18 protein-coding genes are annotated in these 16,957 nt (G+C 54.4%); 9 read left to right on the forward strand and 9 right to left on the reverse strand.

The window, feature by feature from the left end; translation table 11 throughout:
• Window positions 1-87: 87 nt before the first annotated feature.
• Together NYR02_RS12515 and NYR02_RS12520 are read right to left on the reverse strand one after the other, a co-directional pair.
• Window positions 88-552: a DMP19 family protein gene (locus NYR02_RS12515; RefSeq protein ID WP_260976688.1), complete on the reverse strand. Its 465-nt coding sequence runs from the start codon at window positions 550-552 to the stop codon at window positions 88-90.
• A 96-nt stretch (window positions 553-648) separates the two neighbouring features.
• Window positions 649-1,542 (reverse strand): alpha/beta fold hydrolase, encoded by an 894-nt coding sequence (locus NYR02_RS12520; protein ID WP_260976689.1) that lies wholly within the window; start codon window positions 1,540-1,542, stop codon window positions 649-651.
• A gap of 255 nt (window positions 1,543-1,797) precedes the next feature.
• On the opposite strand from NYR02_RS12520, the gene NYR02_RS12525 reads away from it, so the two are divergent.
• Window positions 1,798-1,980, forward strand: coding sequence for a gas vesicle protein GvpG (locus NYR02_RS12525; RefSeq protein WP_260976690.1), 183 nt, complete (start codon window positions 1,798-1,800; stop codon window positions 1,978-1,980).
• Here NYR02_RS12525 and NYR02_RS12530 read toward each other — a convergent pair whose 3' ends face one another.
• The 4 genes from NYR02_RS12530 to NYR02_RS12545 all read right to left on the reverse strand — a co-directional run bounded on the left by NYR02_RS12530 (window position 1,981) and on the right by NYR02_RS12545 (window position 5,952).
• Window positions 1,981-2,598 carry a MiaE family protein gene (locus NYR02_RS12530; RefSeq protein ID WP_260976691.1) on the reverse strand — a complete coding sequence of 206 codons (618 nt, stop codon included), beginning with the start codon at window positions 2,596-2,598 and terminating at the stop codon, window positions 1,981-1,983. It abuts the gene before it with no gap.
• Entirely contained in the window at window positions 2,595-3,011 is a 417-nt protein-coding gene (locus NYR02_RS12535) for an acyl-CoA thioesterase (RefSeq protein ID WP_260976692.1), read from the reverse strand. The genes NYR02_RS12530 and NYR02_RS12535 overlap by 4 nt, the downstream gene beginning before the upstream one ends.
• 341 nt (window positions 3,012-3,352) lie before the next feature.
• On the reverse strand, window positions 3,353-4,120 hold the full coding sequence (gene xni / locus NYR02_RS12540; protein WP_260976693.1) for a flap endonuclease Xni: 768 nt from the start codon (window positions 4,118-4,120) through the stop codon (window positions 3,353-3,355).
• A complete protein-coding gene (locus NYR02_RS12545) occupies window positions 4,120-5,952 on the reverse strand; it encodes an ABCB family ABC transporter ATP-binding protein/permease (RefSeq protein WP_260976694.1) in 1,833 nt (610 codons plus the stop codon). The genes xni and NYR02_RS12545 overlap by 1 nt, the downstream gene beginning before the upstream one ends.
• A 59-nt stretch (window positions 5,953-6,011) precedes the next feature.
• Between NYR02_RS12545 and NYR02_RS12550 the strand changes: the two genes are divergently transcribed.
• The 3 genes from NYR02_RS12550 to NYR02_RS12560 all read left to right on the forward strand — a co-directional run bounded on the left by NYR02_RS12550 (window position 6,012) and on the right by NYR02_RS12560 (window position 8,868).
• Window positions 6,012-7,064 (forward strand): M14 family metallopeptidase, encoded by a 1,053-nt coding sequence (locus tag NYR02_RS12550; RefSeq protein WP_260976695.1) that lies wholly within the window; start codon window positions 6,012-6,014, stop codon window positions 7,062-7,064.
• Between the two features lie 222 nt (window positions 7,065-7,286).
• Window positions 7,287-7,997 carry a TorF family putative porin gene (locus NYR02_RS12555; protein ID WP_260976696.1) on the forward strand — a complete coding sequence of 237 codons (711 nt, stop codon included), beginning with the start codon at window positions 7,287-7,289 and terminating at the stop codon, window positions 7,995-7,997.
• A gap of 7 nt (window positions 7,998-8,004) precedes the next feature.
• Window positions 8,005-8,868, forward strand: a complete 864-nt coding sequence (locus NYR02_RS12560; RefSeq protein WP_260976697.1) for an alpha/beta fold hydrolase — start codon at window positions 8,005-8,007, stop codon at window positions 8,866-8,868.
• Here NYR02_RS12560 and NYR02_RS12565 read toward each other — a convergent pair.
• The 3 genes from NYR02_RS12565 to NYR02_RS12575 form a co-directional block, all read right to left on the reverse strand.
• Window positions 8,780-9,301 (reverse strand): hypothetical protein, encoded by a 522-nt coding sequence (locus NYR02_RS12565; protein ID WP_260976698.1) that lies wholly within the window; start codon window positions 9,299-9,301, stop codon window positions 8,780-8,782. The genes NYR02_RS12560 and NYR02_RS12565 overlap by 89 nt on opposite strands.
• 146 nt (window positions 9,302-9,447) lie before the next feature.
• Complete coding sequence (gene rhlB, locus NYR02_RS12570; protein WP_260976699.1) at window positions 9,448-10,899, reverse strand: ATP-dependent RNA helicase RhlB; 1,452 nt, start codon at window positions 10,897-10,899, stop codon at window positions 9,448-9,450.
• A 19-nt stretch (window positions 10,900-10,918) separates the two neighbouring features.
• Window positions 10,919-11,467: an elongation factor P hydroxylase gene (locus NYR02_RS12575; RefSeq protein ID WP_260976700.1), complete on the reverse strand. Its 549-nt coding sequence runs from the start codon at window positions 11,465-11,467 to the stop codon at window positions 10,919-10,921.
• A 188-nt stretch (window positions 11,468-11,655) separates the two neighbouring features.
• Between NYR02_RS12575 and NYR02_RS12580 the strand changes: the two genes are divergently transcribed.
• From NYR02_RS12580 to NYR02_RS12600, 5 genes are all read left to right on the forward strand, one after another.
• Window positions 11,656-13,011, forward strand: a complete 1,356-nt coding sequence (locus NYR02_RS12580) for an MATE family efflux transporter (protein ID WP_260976701.1) — start codon at window positions 11,656-11,658, stop codon at window positions 13,009-13,011.
• An 88-nt stretch (window positions 13,012-13,099) separates the two neighbouring features.
• On the forward strand, window positions 13,100-13,918 hold the full coding sequence (gene mtgA, locus NYR02_RS12585) for a monofunctional biosynthetic peptidoglycan transglycosylase (protein WP_260976702.1): 819 nt from the start codon (window positions 13,100-13,102) through the stop codon (window positions 13,916-13,918).
• A 75-nt stretch (window positions 13,919-13,993) separates the two neighbouring features.
• The gene (locus tag NYR02_RS12590; RefSeq protein WP_260976703.1) at window positions 13,994-15,289 is read left to right on the forward strand and encodes a BaiN/RdsA family NAD(P)/FAD-dependent oxidoreductase; all 1,296 of its coding nucleotides are present in this window, start codon (window positions 13,994-13,996) and stop codon (window positions 15,287-15,289) included.
• Between the two features lie 94 nt (window positions 15,290-15,383).
• Window positions 15,384-16,667, forward strand: a complete 1,284-nt coding sequence (locus NYR02_RS12595; RefSeq protein ID WP_260976704.1) for a GGDEF domain-containing protein — start codon at window positions 15,384-15,386, stop codon at window positions 16,665-16,667.
• 38 nt (window positions 16,668-16,705) lie between these two features.
• A complete protein-coding gene (locus tag NYR02_RS12600; RefSeq protein WP_260976782.1) occupies window positions 16,706-16,900 on the forward strand; it encodes a DUF1289 domain-containing protein in 195 nt (64 codons plus the stop codon).
• Window positions 16,901-16,957: the final 57 nt, after the last annotated feature.

Raw genomic sequence — 16,957 nt, forward strand, 5'->3', positions numbered from 1 at the left:
GCACAAGCCAATGCATCATTGCTGTTATCGTCCACTGCTTAAAAGATATCGGCTAATCACCGGCGGCATTAAACACCGGTGATTGTATCAGCGGAAATCTTTCAGGTTTTTACTGACAAAAAGCAGCGTTAATTCAACCAGATTTTCGCCCACATCATAAAAGCGATCATCAAGTTCGGCGATTTCGTCTGCGTGCTCGCTTTCGATATGATCAAAAATCTCAATACGCTCATCTTCGTCTTTAGGGATTTTCTGCCCATCAAACAAGTCGATTAACCGCGCCAAAAGGGCATGAGTCCCTTTTGCCTTAATTTTCTCCAGCGCTTCGAGGGTTTCCTCAGCATACGCTCCTACGTCGTGGTGGATGAACTGTACGAAGCCACCGTTTTCCATTTCCTTTAACAGGTTATCAATACAAAAAACGGCTTTCTCTGCATCCGTCAGCGCTTCAAATCCTGACTCAGTTTCCTTGTCATAAATGACGTCGGTAATCTGAAGAAATGAATCAGTTTCATCGGCAACATCAAGCGCTGCCTGAATCTCCATGTTCATAAATCCTACTCGTAGTTCTCTTTTATTAGGCCAAATGGTTAAGCCACAATAGCTTACCCTTATTTATTTGACAAAGGTTTTAACAGAGAACCGAAATCAAGACTTCTGCGTCAACAATGCCTGAATCCGCTGTGCCGTCTTCAGCGGCTGTTCCATCGGGAAACAGTGGCTGCCCGGCGCCATTTCGAAGCGGATATGATGATTAGCTTTGACTGCTTTGCGCGCCGACTTAAGAATAAAGGGATAGCTGTCAGCAGCTACCAGAATATCGACCGGCACCCTCACCCGGTGTACTGCCTGCCACAACCCTCGCGGATAAGAACCGAAGATGGCTGCTTCCCAGGCGGGATTACAGGCCAGTTCAAGCCCTTCCTGGGTCGGCTTCGTTGCCCCCTGAATAAAACCTTCGAGTGCTGCAGCATCCCAGTTACGGTACAGCGACTTACGCTGCAGGTCCTGGCGCAGATGGTCAGCATCCGGCCAAACCGCACGGCGGGCCTGAACCGCTTTAACCAGTGCTCCGCGTTTCCACAAACCTGTTTTGCGTGCCAAGCGCTGAAACAGAAGAATTTCAGCCGAGAACAACACCGGATCCAGCAAAATAATGCGTTCAAACAAATGCGGACGCTCAGCGGCCAGCATCAATGTCATCACGCCTCCCATAGAATGGCCGATCCCAATGGCTTTGCGACCGTCATTGCGTGCTTCCAGAGCATCCCCTACACGGCGGGCCATGCGCAGCCAATCGGGCATATGGTGCGCTGGCTGCTGTGAACCGCCGTGCCCCGGCACGTCGGTCAGCAGCAGGTTCCAGTCCGACGGTAATGCATCTGCCATGGGTGCCAGCGTATGCGCACTGAAACCATTACCATGCAGAAAATGCAGCAGTGGCGCCTGCCCTGAACCGACGCGCTGCAAACCATGCAGGTCGCGGTCTGGCCCATCCCACCAGGACGTCAACGTACTGAAAATACTCGATTCAACAGACATAGATAAGTCACAACTCTGACAGTAAAAATAGCGGCGCCTATAGTAACGGCTGCCCATAGGGATAAAAAACTTTTATATCAACATCGTCCAAAAACATCGCCAGGCATTAATGCCTGCAATAAAGCAAAAAACGCCACATTTACCGAGATTTGTCCGCATTGAAGCAACAGAAAGAAAATAATACTTCCGACAGATTCCACACCTGCTGATTATTTCCTAGTCTTCTGGCAACAGGGAGCACAAAAGGAGAAGACCATGACAGCACGTACCGTCCTTAACGCACTGGAAGCGAACCGCCGTTTTACTGATCTGAAAGATGCTGAAGCGCGACTGTCCCAGGCGCGCCGCGATCTGGATGCCGGCGCCATCGACGAAGAGGAATACAGTAATATTGCGGATGTCTGCCGTAAAATCATCCGCGCCAGCAGTGACGGCTGATTAAGCCGCCACAGGCACACCGCTGTGAAAGCGGAATTCAGTATCGGGGGATTCGATCAGTTCACGCTCGAACTCACGGAATTCCGCCACCCGCCCGGCAATGGGCGCGTCGGCATACTGTGCAGCCAGCGCCAGATAATCCTGATAATGACGACCTTCAGAGCGCAACAGTGAGCGGTAAAATTTTGCCAGAACGTCATCCAGAAACGGTGCCAGCTTGGCAAAACGTTCACAGGAACGGGCTTCGATAAACGCACCGACAATCAGTACATCGACCAGCTCATTCACCCCACCTTTTCGCACCTGCTCACGCAAACCCGCCGCGTAACGGGACGATGACACATGACGGTATGCAATGCCGCGGTCTTTCATAATGTTAACCACCTGCTCAAAGTGCAGCAGCTCTTCACGCGCCAGCTGACTCATTTTTTTCAGCAGGTCGTCACGGTCAATGTGCTTGTAGAGCAGATTCATCGCCGTAGTAGCGGCCTTCTTTTCGCAATTGGCATGATCAATGAGCAGGGTTTCCTGATTATTCAGCGCTTCATCAATCCAGACATCCGGCGTAACACAGCCCAGAAATCCGTTAATTTCAGCCAATACGTCTTTCACACTCATAAACCATCCTCAATCATGGTTTGCAGCACCGCCCGGGCATTGCCTTCAATCGCAACCGCTTTCTGAGTTTCTGAATCCATCAGGCAGAAAGTCACCACCGCATCAGCGATCAGCGTAGTCGCCTCACCGTCTTCCAACAGACGAACTTCCTGCACCATCTGGGCACTTTTATTGCCGATTTTTTCCATCCTGGTACTGATGCGGATGACTTCACCCGCATACGCCGGACGGCGGTAGCTGATATTGATGTTGGCCACGACAAAGGCCAGATTCTGCGCTTCAAATAACTGAATAAACTGATGACGGTCGAAGTAATCCCAACGCCCCTCCTCGAGAAATTCCAGATAGCGGCCGTTGTTAACATGATGGTAGATGTCGAGGTGATAACCCCGGACTTTGATATCGACGGACATACAACGTCCTCACAGAAAAGGCGGCGATTTTAATCAATCAGGCCGCTGAGTACCAGCCGCCCTTTATCCTAGGGCCTGTTAACACTAAGTGAATCAGGCCTGCTGAGAGCCAGTTTTTCTCAGAACAAGGAGAGAGGAGTGATATTAGCGAGCTAAATGAATGACGAACGACGACGTTAATGAGGAAAACTGGCCTCAGCCCGAAGGGTTATGGCTAAACATTCCTCATCCTGCGTTGCTGTTCGCTCGCTTAACCCGTTAGGCCACACTCTCAGCGCCTTGTCTGAGAAACTTTTAGCCAATAACAGGCCTGTTTAATTGGTGTTAACAGGCCCTAGTCATCAGCGGCCGCTTTGCCAGCGCAGATCATGCAGGTTGAACCCCAGCGGCACATCGGTACGCAACCTGGCCAAAACCCGCGTCAGTAATGCTGTCGGCCAATGCTCGCTCAGGGCATTACGTACCCTGGTATCGCATTGTTCTCGCTGCACCAGCAGTACATCCAGCGAACCGAACTGATCCAGCAGATGACCGGCCGTCTTTGGCCCGATACCCGGCACACCGGGCAGATGATTGGTACTATCGCCGGTCAGCGCCCAGAAATCCGCCAGTTGCTGCGGCTTAAGGCCGAACTTCTGTTCGACCATAAGCTCATCCCAGGTAAAACGATCAAAATGATTGCGTACACTCAAACGTGAATTCACCAACTGGCAGAAGCCTTTATCCGTCGACAGAATCGTCACCTGCAAACCGGCAAAGGCGGCCTTACTGGCCAATGTCGCCATCACATCATCGCCTTCCCAACCAGCCAAATCGAGGCAAAACACCCCGGACTGCTGAAAATAACGCTGCATATCGGCCAGATCCTGCTGCAAGGCTTCTGGCATCGGCGGACGACCCAGTTTGTAATCCGGCCATAAATCATGGCGCCAGGTCTGGCATTTCTGCTCAAACACCATGGCTACATGACTGACTTTTGCGTATTCCGCATTGCGCGCAATGGCACTTAAACAACGACTGCGGGTCGCTTCCAGCGGTAATTCAGTATCAGCCGCCGCAGCATAAATACGGCGGATCAGATTCATTGCATCAACAATCAACAGGTGCATTACTTTTCCTCAGCGTCCGTTTGCTCAACACCATCCGATTGCTGCTGCGCCTGCCAGAGAGCCGCATACGCACCACCGCCAGCCAGCAACTGCTGATGAGTTCCCTGCTCCACCACCTGGCCGTCGTCGATTACCGCAATGGCATCAGCATCGACCACCGTCGATAAACGGTGAGCAATAATCAGCGCCGTATGACCACGGGAGACCTCGCGAATTTCCGCCATAATGCCGCGTTCGGTATGGGAATCGAGTGACGACGTCGCCTCATCAAACACCATAATTGCCGGACGTTTAAGCAACATTCGGGCAATGGCAATGCGCTGTTTTTCACCGCCGGATAATTTCAGCCCACGCTCACCAACCACCGTTTCCATACCGGCCGGACATTCGTTCACCAGTTTCTGCAGATGCGCCATGCGGATCACGTCCGTTAACTCGGCATCGGTGGCCTGCGGTCGGGCATACAGTAAATTGTTTTTCAGCGTATCGTTAAACAGCACCGTATCCTGCGGCACAATGCCCAACACCTGCCTTAACTGCTGCTGCGGCACCGATTGAATGGCCTGGCCGTCGATCAGAATATCGCCCTGCTGAGCATCGTAAAAGCGGAATAACAATTTAGTCAGGGTCGATTTTCCGGCCCCACTGGCACCAACCACCGCCAGTGTTTTACCGGCCTCCAGAGTCAGACTCAGGCCCTTCAGAATCGGCCGCTCTGGCTGATAGGCGAACTGCAGATTGTTAAATACAACCTCTCCCTTACGGATGTGCAAGGGTTCCGTGCCGTTGTCTTTGACCGCCGACTGTTCATCCAGCAACTCAAACATACGCTCAATATTGGCCATTGAGGCTTTAATTTCGCGGTACACAAAACCCAGAAAATTCAGCGGCACAAACAACTGAAACATAAAGGCATTCACCAGCGTAAAATCACCCAGCGTCATGCGGCCAATCAGCACGTAATAAGCGGCAAACAACAGCATGGATCCCATGGCGACACTCACAATCAGCGCCTGACCGCTGTTCAGGCTGAACAGCGAAAAGCGGTTCATGCGCCGCGCCTGCTCCCACTGCGCCAGAGCGCTGTCATAAGCCTCGGCTTCACGCCGTTCGGCGGTAAAGTACTTAACCGTTTCGTAATTCAGCAGACTGTCGAGAGCACGCGCATGGGTGGTGGAATCCATGCGATTCGCTTCACGCACATAATGAGTTCGCCACTCCGTCACTTTTACCGAATACGCCACATAAGCCACCACCGCCACCGCAGTAATAATGCCGAACACCGGCGGGTAATTGGCCAGTAACAAGCCAATCACCAGAAACAGCTCAAGGAAGGTCGGAATAATGTTAAAGATCATAAAGCGCAGCAAAAAACTGATGCCGTTGGTGCCGCGTTCGATATCGCGCTGTAACGCGCCGGTCTGACGGTTGAGATGAAACTCCAGACTCAGGGTATGCAGATGCTCGAATACTTTCAGCGCCATGCGCCGCATTGCCCGCTCGGTTACACGACCAAACAGCAGGTCACGCACTTCACCCATAAAGACGTTCAGAAAGCGCACCGCACCGTAGGCCAGCAATAAACCCAGCGGAAACCACAGCCACCAATCCGCCGGGGCAATGCCTTGTTTGTCGACGCTGCTTAAATGATCAACCTGATACTTGAGTAAGAAAGGCATCGACACACTGGCGAGTTTGGCGGCAACCAGACACAGTAATGCCGCCATCACCCGCCAGCGGTACTCCATCAGATACGGCCAGAGGGTGGTGACCCAGTGCCAGCCGCGATAACGGTCAGGAGGAGTGTCGGGCAGCGACTGGGAAGATTTCATCGAATTGTTACTCTATTCTGGTAAAGAGGTCGGCTGAGCAGAATAAGGATGCAGCCAACGTGATTCAACGGATTTACCAAATTAATAAAGCCCTGCCCGAACTGACCGAACTGGAACACCTGATTGAATACGGACGCCGCCATTTACGGGTCTCCGTTCCGGCTCACATCCAACAGGGCCCATTCAAGTTGCCGTTTTATGTTCTGGAAATGGGTTCAACCTCCCCCCTGGCTCCGACGCTGGCGTTAATTGGCGGCGTACATGGCATCGAACGCATTGGCAGCCAGGTGATTTTGTCTTTTCTGCGCACCTTATTGCGCCGCCTCGACTGGGACCCGACCGCCATGGAAATGCTGGCCCAAATCCGGCTGGTGATTATCCCCATCGTGAACCCCGGCGGCATGTGGAATAACAGCCGCGCCAACCCCAATGGTGTGGATTTAATGCGCAATGCGCCGGTCGATGCCATCGGTAGTACGCCATTTCTGGTCGGCGGCCAACGCATCAGCCGTCACCTGCCCTGGTACCGCGGGCGCAAAGGCGAAGCGATGGAATGCGAAAGTCAGACCCTGGTCGACAGCATCCGCGCCAGCCTTAAACAGCAGAAACACTGCATCACCCTCGATTGCCACTCCGGCTTTGGCTACAAAGACCGCATCTGGTTTCCTTATGCCAAAAGCACCGATCCCTGGCCGGGACTGCCGGAAGCCTGTGCCCTGACACAACTGTTCGAACACAGCTACCCCAGCCACAACCTGTACCTGTTCGAACCCCAGGCACACAGCTACACCACCCATGGCGACCTGTGGGATTATCTGTATGACGATTACATGGCGCAGCAACCCGATGGTCTTTATCTGCCATTAACGCTGGAAATGGGCTCCTGGCTGTGGGTGAAAAAGAACCCGCGTCATCTGTTCCGCTACCACAGCCTGTTTAATCCGATACTGCCACACCGCCATCAGCGCATTCTGCGCCGCCACTTCACCTTAATTGAGTTTCTGATGTCGGCGGTACGCAGCATGCCCACCTGGGCGCCAAGCACCGCCGCCGATAAACAGCAGCTGTATCAACGTGCCTGTGACCGCTGGTATCCACATAATCACCACTGAGCCTGAGACAGGCCTGGGCAAATACCCGGTAAGAGCCTCAACGGCGGGAATTCTCAGCCGGGAACTTTATGCCCGATGCTTTGCCGGAGTTAGCCTGAGCGGATAACTGCGCTCCGGTAAGAGTAAAAACGCGGCATAAGCCACTACAAACACATCACAGCGCCGCCGAAACATCGTATGATAGCGGCCTTTATCTGATTACTAACGGAAAGCGCTAGTCACATGTCTGTATTCCGCCCTCTGCTTACTGCCTCTGCCGCTCTGATGACGCTGGCAGCCTCCACCGTCCACGCCGACCTGAATGCCAATCTGGGCCTGACCTCAGAATACGTTCGTGACGGTGTCAGCCAGACCGGTGGCAACGCAGCCTTGCAAGGGGGCCTTACCTTTCGTCATGACAGCGGTTTTTATACTGGCCTCTGGTCTTCGGGCCTGGACCGCAAAGGCGATCATGCCACCTATGAGCACGATGCCTTTGCCGGTCTGTATCTGCCGCTGAGTGATGGCATCGCCGTTGACGTTTCCGCCACCCGCTACACCTTTGCCGGTGATGCCAGTATCAATGACCAGGCTTACAGCGAAGGGTCGCTGCGCCTGCTGGTCGACGACGCGCTGACGCTGGGCTGGCGTCACAGTGAAGCATACCTCGACTCCGGTTTTGCCAAACGCAGCCTGGAATTGGGCTATACCATCCAGACTGACAGCTTTTCAATTGAGCTGTTTACCGCTCAGCACCGTTATCTGGAAATCAGCGACGATTTCAATTTCGGCGGCGGCAACAAAGATGACTACTGGCAGTTCCGTGTGGGGGTCGAACGCAGTTACGGCCCTTATGACTACCGCCTCAGCATCGACCGCACCAACTTAAGTTCAGCCTACGATGCGGGCACTACACTGCAGTTCAGTGTGCACCGCTACTTCGACCTCTGGTAAACCTGATATGCGCATGGATGCTCAGCAGGATAATCAACACAACAACAGGCCCGAGTGGGTGCTGATCCGCGGTCTGATCCGCAGTCGCTTTCACTGGGGCGCCTTCCCCGACCAGTTGCTCAATCAACTGCAACAGCAGCAATTAGCACCACCCGCACTGCTGTTGCCGGAGCTGGCCGGTAATGGCGAACGCTTCCGCGATAAAACTCCGCTCAGCATTCACCGCATGATGCTCGATATCCGCCAGCAGGTGGCGAACCTCAGTCCCGACAATAAGCGGCCGCTGGTGCTGGTGGCCGTTTCGATGGGGGCAATGATCGCAACCGAATGGGCGCGCTGCTTCCCACAGGAAGTTGCTCGTCTGCACCTGATCAACACCAGCTTCAGTAATTTCGCTCCCCCGTGGCAACGCATGAAAATTCCGCCACTGCTGAGTTTTCTGTACAGTTTGCACAGCTCGGATAAGCTTGAAACGGCCATTCTGCACTGGACGCTGAACATGAAAGACAGCGCCGGCCTGTTGCCGCTGTGGCGTGATTATGCCGCGACTCACCCGCTATCCATGCGTAACGGATTAGCACAGCTACTGGCCGCCAGTCATTTTCGCGGCCCGGCACAAGCCCCTTCTGAAGAAGTATTTTTTTATAACAGTCAGCACGACCGGCTGGTGGATGCGGCCTGTACGCGCCGTATTGCCGAGCGCTGGCAGAAAACCCTGCTCACCCACGCAAAAGCAGGCCACGACCTGCCGATGGATGATCCGGATTGGTTGATTCAGCAAATTATTGCGAATGAACAGCTGTCCATGGCACGCACAGCTCTGCCAGAGCCTGCGTCTGTGAGCCACGCTGACGCTGACACAACGCACTGAAGGCGGGCAGCGCAATATTCAGCAGCGCATCGCTGCCCTGCAGATGGGCATTCACACCCCGCGGAAATTGCACATCGCCCGAGTCCGATACTCCGGATGGAAAACTCAGAACATTGCGGTAGTAGCCCAGCAGATGGGTGTCTTCAAACACCAGCAGGCTGAAGAATTGCTCGTAGTCATCACCGCGTACCCGCTCAAGACCGATCAGCGTGCGCTGCGCTACCCGGCCAAAGTAATAAAACGACATCACATGGTCATTAAAACTGTCGTCGAGCAGGGCTGAATTGCGGCTGTAGAGATAACGTTCGGCCCATTCTGGTGTCACCAGACTGGCAGCAGCAGCGTCCGCCAATTCAGCCAACGGCGCGTCAGCGGCCGCTGGCAATGGCAGCGCAGCAAGCAACGATACAAGCAGTAGCGGTTGAAGAAGCATCCTGCCCTTTCCGCAGCGTTGGCGGGAGGCGTTGTCGCGGGTTAATCGGGACAACCGTGTTAACGGCGATTGCATCCGTCAGCAGCTCCTGTTCAATAACGGTTTAACCTGTCCTGTGGCATCCGTTCTGTATCTGCTTCGCCGCCTCAGGGCTGAGTCAGTTCCAGCTTGGTACCCAGATATTTCTCCAGATCCGGCAGTACGAACGCATCGTCTTCGGAAATAAAGCTGACCGACACCCCTTTTGCCCCGGCACGCCCGGTACGACCGATACGGTGGACGTAATCCTGTGGATCTTCCGGCAGGGTGTAGTTAATCACGTGACTGACCGCATCAACGTGAATACCCCGCCCGGCGACATCGGTGGCCACCAGAATTCTCACATGACCGGAGCGGAAACGTTCCAGCGTACGAATACGTTTCTCCTGTGCCACTTCACCCGACAACAGTACGGCCACATGGCCATTTTTGTTGAGTTTGTCACACAGGTTACGGGTCAGGTCACGACGGTTGGCGAAGATGATACAGCGCTCGGGTTTCTCATCGGCCAGCACCTGTTCCAGCAGCTTATATTTTTCGCTTTCAGCCACCAGATAACAGCGCTGTTCGACACGGTCGGTGGCGACGTGTTCAGGTTCAATCACCACTTCCAGCGGATCGGTGGTCCACTGATCAATCAGAATGCGCACATCGTAGTTAAACGTGGCGGAGTACAGCAGAGTCTGGCGCTGATCTTTGGTTGGCGTTGCACGCACAATGCGGCGTACATCCGGGATAAAGCCCATATCGAGCATACGGTCGGCTTCGTCCAGTACCAGCACTTCAATCTGATCAAGAAACACATCCTGGCTGCGCATAAAGTCGATCAGGCGGCCCGGCGTCGCGACCAGTACATCGACCACATTATTACGCAACTGAGCGCGCTGCTTCTCGTAATCCATACCGCCGACGATGGTCACCACGTTCAGGCCGGTGTACTTGGCCAGACCTTCAGCGTCTTTACCGATTTGCATGACCAGTTCACGGGTCGGTGCAATCACCAGCGCCCGTGGCTCACTGGCGAAGCGCTCTTCCGGTTTAACCGTCAGCAAACGATTGAGAATGGTCAGCAGGAAAGCCGCGGATTTACCGGTACCGGTCTGCGCCTGGCCAATGGTATCGCGGCCACGCAACGCCGCCGGCAGACTTTCGGCCTGAATCGGGGTGCAATACTGGAAACCCAGTGCATGAATACCGCGCATCACGGAATCCGGCAGATCCATATCGTGGAAACGTGTTTTCGTCGGGTCTGCTTCCACTTTAAAGTCATCAATTGACCAAGGGGTATCGTCGACAACTTTGCGCTTGCCTGCCGATTTCTGCTGAGACTTTTTCGCCTCAGCCGGAGCGCCATGATGGGGCTGATGCGCTGCCTGATGGGTGTCTTTCGCCGGCTGGTTACTTTTCTTACCGCCGCGCTTGGCATTTTTATTGTCTTTGCCGCTGATATCTGCGGGCTTTTTAGCAGGTCTGGCCTGCGTTGCAGGCTTACCACCTGAACTGTTTTTCCCTGCCGGTTGTTTTTTACCGGTTACGGCCTGTAAAAATTTCTTTAACAAAAGCTACTCCGCTTCTTGATCATTCCGGTGCAAACAAGTGCACACCAAATAGTGACTGGCGCTGATAATAATCTAACAGCGCCTTTTTTAATACTTCTGCCCGTGGCGGCAGGCCATGCGTCAGATAGAGACACGCCTGCTCGCGGACTGCCTGGCGAAAACGCGCCAGCCCTGCCTCCACGGCGGCGGGATCGCCATTCAGGTTGTCGGTGCTGACATAAAAGCGCCGGCCACAGGCCTCTGACAGAATCCACTCCACCGCCTGAGGTTTTATCTCAACCTGCTCGAAGGCGCGCTGCTGCTGTGCACTGCGGCCATCCGGCTCATACCAGTAACCAAAATCGACCTGTTTGCGCCGCTCAGGCCCGGCAATGCACCAGTGGCTGATTTCATGCAGTGCCGACTCGTAGAACCCATGAGCGAAGATCAGCCGGTGATGCGGATGGTGCTCATCGGCCGGCTGATAAATGGGTTCATCGCCACCGGCAACCAGCAGGGTATTTTCCGATTGCAGAAACAAGCGGTTAAACAGCGGAATAAGGTCGTTAATATCGAGGGCTACGGTCATAACTCAGCAACAATGAATTCACAATACAATCACACAAGAATCACAGAACAACTCTGGCTTGCATCAGGGAATCAGGGCAAAATGCGCACCCTCTCAACAGCGTACTTTTTGTATTCGCAGCCAGCGCTGTTGTCCCCTGCGACTCTATCGCCGCTCAGTCTTCTGAGCAGCGCACGGACACTACCGGCATGACGTTCAAAGCTCAAGAAATAAGAGCCCTGCTTAAACTGACTTTCCCTATTCTTGCTACTCAACTGGCACAGATCGGCATGGGCACCGTTGACACCCTGATGTCGGGCTATGTCAGCACCCGCGATCTGGCCGCAGTGGCTATCGGCACCAGCCTGTGGCTGCCCACCTGGCTGTTTCTGGCCGGTGTACTGGTGGCGCTGTCACCACTGGCCTCCGGCCTGAATGCGGCGCGCCGCAATAACGAACTGCCCAACCTGCTGGCGGCCGCCCTGTGGGTGGGTATCGTTCTGGGCAGCCTATCGGGCCTGCTGCTGTGGGCTGGCTCTTCGGCGCTGCCCATGCTGGTGGATGACCCGGTTACCGCCCGCATCGCCGCCGACTACACCCTCGCCATCGCCTTTGGTATGCCCGGCGCCGGTATTTTCCTGGCTTATCGTTTCTACGCTGAGGCACTGAACGAGCCCGGCCAGGTTACCCGCATTATGCTGACCGGACTGTTGATGAACATCCCCGCCAATGCGGTGTTTGTCTACGGTTTATTCGGCATGCCGGAACTGGGTGGCGTGGGCTGTGGTATTGGCTCCAGTCTGATATTCGCGGGCATGGCAATCGCCATGGCGCGTAACACCCGCAAGAGACGATTACCGCACGACTACCCGCTATGGAGCCATGTGCTGCGCCCGCTGAAAGCGCAGGTTAAAGAAATGCTGCAGATCGGCGTGCCTATCGGCGTTGCGATTTTCTTTGAAGTCAGCCTGTTTACAGTGATTGCGCTGTTTCTGACCGAACTGGGTCCGACCATTGTTGCTGGCCACCAGGTGGCGCTGAATCTGTCATCGCTGACCTTTATGATCCCGCTCAGCCTGGGCATGGCCTTAACGGTGCGTGTTGGTCATTGGCTGGGCTCTGGCCAGTATGTGCTGGCGCGCCGTACCGCCTGGATTGGTATTGGCCTGAACCTTGGCATTGCCCTGCTCAATGCCAGCCTGATGGTGCTGTTCTCGGCCAGCATTGCCCGTCTGTACTCACCCGACCCGGCGGTTGTCTCCACCGCCGCAGGCTTGCTGTTGTTTGCCGCCGTATTCCAGCTGTCAGACGCGATACAGGTTGCGGCCGCAGGCGCTCTGCGTGGCTATAAAGACACCGTAGCGGTGATGCTGATTACCTTTGTCGCGTACTGGTTAATTGGCCTTGGACTGGGATACTGGCTGGCGTTCGGCGAGCAAACCACCATGGGAGCCAAAGGTTTCTGGAGTGGATTAGTGATCGGATTAAGCGCTGCGGCGGTGGCATTGGGCTATCGTTTGTACAGGGTCAGTCATCGCCCGGACACACGGCCTGCCAGCGCCTGATATTCTGGCCGCCAACCTCAGGCGGCCGGTTTTACGACTAAGCAGACAACGCGATGACGCTCTGTAATCCAATCACAGGAGCGTCAGATTGCCTCATTCCTTACTCTACTGGCTTGACTATCCGCGCCGCTGGCTGACCCGTTTGTTGCTGCTGACCGGCGCCTTGTTCTGGCTGTTGGTGTTGTCATCCATCGCCTGGCTGAACTGGCTGCTGCAGGATGTTCCCCCTGCCAGCCAGCTCACCATGACCAACCTGCAACAGCAGGCCATCAGCCTCACGCAACAACGCCTTGATCAGGCCACTGGCATTGACATCATGACGCCACACTGGCTACCGCTGGACGCCATCAACCGCAATCTCGTGTATGCAGTGGTATTAAGTGAAGATGCCGATTTTTTCAGTCATCACGGCATGGATTACGATGCCCTGCTCGCCGCCCTCGGCGAAAACATCAAACAACGGCAGTGGAAATACGGTGCCAGCACCATCAGCCAGCAAACCGCTAAAAACCTGTTTCTTGATAACGGTAAAACCCTGACCCGCAAATTTCAGGAGCTGGTCGCTACCCGTCATCTGGAGCAGGCGCTGAGCAAAAATCAGATTCTGGAGCTGTACCTGAACATGGCCGAGTTTGGCCCGAATCTGTATGGCATCGCCGCCGCCAGCCATTATTATTTCCGCAAATCCGCCGCCGATCTGAATGCCGCCGAAGGTGCTTTTCTCGCACTGCTGCTGCCATCGCCACGGCGCTACCACTATACGCTGGTGCAAAACGGCAACTGGTCACCCAGCCTGCGTAAAAAGATGCAGCGTATTCTGCGCGATATGCGCTTTAAAGATTACATCAGCAGCGAGCAATACGATGATTTCCGCAGCTGGCGCTATGCCGGACTGCCCTCAGACTAAGACCGCGACTGCAGCAATCCAGGTGCAACATGATAAACTGCCGGTTTTCTGCCCGCCCACACAGTCCGGACAAACATGAGCATCAGTACTTCCTCTTCTGCCTCACCGCGCATTGCTGTTATTGGTGCCGGTCCCGCCGGTCTGATGGCCGCCGAACGCATAGCCCGCCAGGGGCTGGCCGTTGAGGTGTTTGATGCCATGCCGAGTGTGGCGCGCAAATTTCTGCTCGCAGGTGTCGGTGGGATGAACATTACCCACGCCGAAGATTACGCAGATTTTGTCAGCCGTTACGGCAACGCCAGCCAATGGCTGCGGCCGATGCTGGATGATTTTAGCCCGGATAATCTGCGTAGCTGGATTCATGAACTGGGTATCGAAACCTTTATCGGCACCTCCAACCGCGTGTTTCCCAAAGACATGAAAGCCGCTCCGCTGCTGCGCGCCTGGCTGCACCGCCTGCGCTCACAGGGCGTCAGCATTCATCCGCGTCATCGCTGGCAGGGCTGGCAAATGGAAAACGGCAAACAAACCTGGTGTTTCAGCACGCCGGAGGGCGACAAGCGCGAGCAGTTCGATGCTGTGGTTCTGGCCTTAGGCGGCGCCAGCTGGCCGCGTCTCGGCTCCGACGGCCAGTGGTGTAGTCTGCTGACGCAACAAGGCGTCAGCATTGCACCGCTGCTGCCCAGCAACTGTGGTTTCGAATTGCCCTGGAGCGAGTATATACTTGAGCGTCTTGCCGGCACGCCGCTGAAAAACATTGCCCTGTCGCTGACTGATATCCATGGCCAGCCATGGACGCGCAAAGGCGAATTTATCGTCAGTCAGTATGGTATTGAAGGCAGTCTGGTGTATGCCCTGAGCGCCCCGCTGCGCGACCTGATGCTGAGCAATCAAGCAGAGAAGCATGCCAACCAGCCCGCACAACTCTGGCTCGACTGGCTGCCACAGAACAGCTATGAACAGGTCCTCAGCAAGCTGCAGCAACCACGTAAAGGCATGAGCTTCGCCAATGTACTGCGCAAAAAACTGAATCTGCCGGCAATCACTAATGCCCTGCTGAAAGAATGCTGCCCGGAGCTTGATCTGCACGATCATCAGGCTGTCACCAGCGCGTTAAAATCCATGCCATTACCCTGCCCAACCGCCACACGGCCAATCGCCGAAGCCATCAGCAGCGCCGGCGGCATTACCCAGGCATCCGTGAATGAGCATCTAATGCTTAAAGCCCTGCCCGGTGTCTTTGTTGCCGGTGAAATGCTCGACTGGGAAGCACCGACCGGCGGCTATTTATTAACCGCCTGTTTTGCCAGCGGTAAACACGCCGGTGATGGTGTCTGCAGCTGGCTGAATGGCAACAACCGCAACCAATAATGCAGAAAGACAGCGCCGGGTCTTCAGGCCGCGATAACCAATGCTAAAGTTTGAAGATAAAAGAGCATAAGCAAAACAACACAGGACCCGTTGAATGGAAAACAGCTACAGCCATCTGGTGCATATTCAGAGTCGCGACGAACTGCGCCTGTATGAGCTGATCCCCAATGTTGTCTGGATTTTTGATCTCGACCGTCATGGCTGGTGGTGGGGAAATCAGGCAGCCATTGATTTCTGGGGCCTGAAGACCGTCGATGACCTGATTAATAAAGATCTGTCCGGTGATACTCAGGGAGCCAAAGACCGCACCGCACAAACCTTTGAACTGGCGGCCCGCCAGGGGCTGACCATCGATCCCTGGACCACCTACCCTAACGGCAAGCCAAAAACCCTGCACATGATGCACCGCGCCGTGTTGCTCGGCCCGGACAAACACCGCGGCATCATTGCCTACATCAACGAAGAAGTGAATCTGGGCGAAACACCGGAAAATCTGCTGCTGGTCGAAGCCATGCGTTACACCAATGTACTGGTCACCAGCTTCACTTTTGACGGCGCGATGGTGATCGAAAACCCGGCGGCCACTGAAGCCTATAAACAGATTAATACCGCGGCACTGAGGGATGGTATTACGGAATTTACAGCACGTTTTGCCGACCCGGCAGAAGGCGCCCACTGTCTGGAAAAAGCCATCGCCGAACAGGGCGGCCGCTGGACTCACCGCATGCAAACCTCTGCCGGACTGCGTGACCATACGCTGGACATCCGCATTACCCGCCATCCGCTGAGTGGTGATTTTCTGATTCTGATGTCGGAATACGATGTTACTTCACTGCATAAAGCCCTGCAGGATGCCCGTGACGCGCAAGAAAAACTGCAACAGATGGCCTACTACGAAGCACTGACCGGACTGCCGACCTTACATTTATTTCAGGATCTTGCCGCCGCTCACATTGCCCATGCGCAGCGTAAACAGGAAAAACTGGCCGTCATGTTTATTGATCTGGATGGATTTAAAACCGTTAACGATACCTACGGACACGAGATTGGCGATCAGGTATTAAAAGAAGTCGCTCAGCGCCTGAAAAGCAGCCTGCGAGTTTCAGATTTACTCGCCCGTTCTGGTGGTGATGAATTTGTTGCCCTGCAGCTGGATATCAGATCAAAGCAGGATGCACTGAGCTTTGCCGAAAAAATGACATCCATATTGGCCAGACCCGTTGCGACTCATCAGGGCAATATCCCCATTGGCGCCAGCATTGGAGTTGCCCTGTTTCCGGATAATGGCCATGACCTGAAAACGTTAATCAATGCTGCCGATAAAGCCATGTATCAGGTTAAACGCAACGGAAAAAATGGCGTCAGCATGGCGCAATAACAACCTGAGTACACACCCTGATGACCAGAGCCAATACGATGACACATCGCGCGGATCATTCTCCGATAAAAGCATCGCCCTGCATCCGTAACTGCTGCCTGGATAATGACGACATTTGCATGGGATGTTACCGATCAATGCGTGAAATTCTGATCTGGCAAGCAGCCAGCGCTGAGGAGAAACAGAAAATTCTGCGCAATTGCGCAGAACGGAAACAGAAGTCAGTAAAATAAAAAGAAATTAATACGAGAAAAAGAAATTAATACGAGAAAAAGAGATACAAAAAGAAA

Source organism: Thalassolituus pacificus (assembly GCF_025318105.1).
Lineage (GTDB): Bacteria > Pseudomonadota > Gammaproteobacteria > Pseudomonadales > Oceanobacteraceae > Venatoribacter > Venatoribacter pacificus.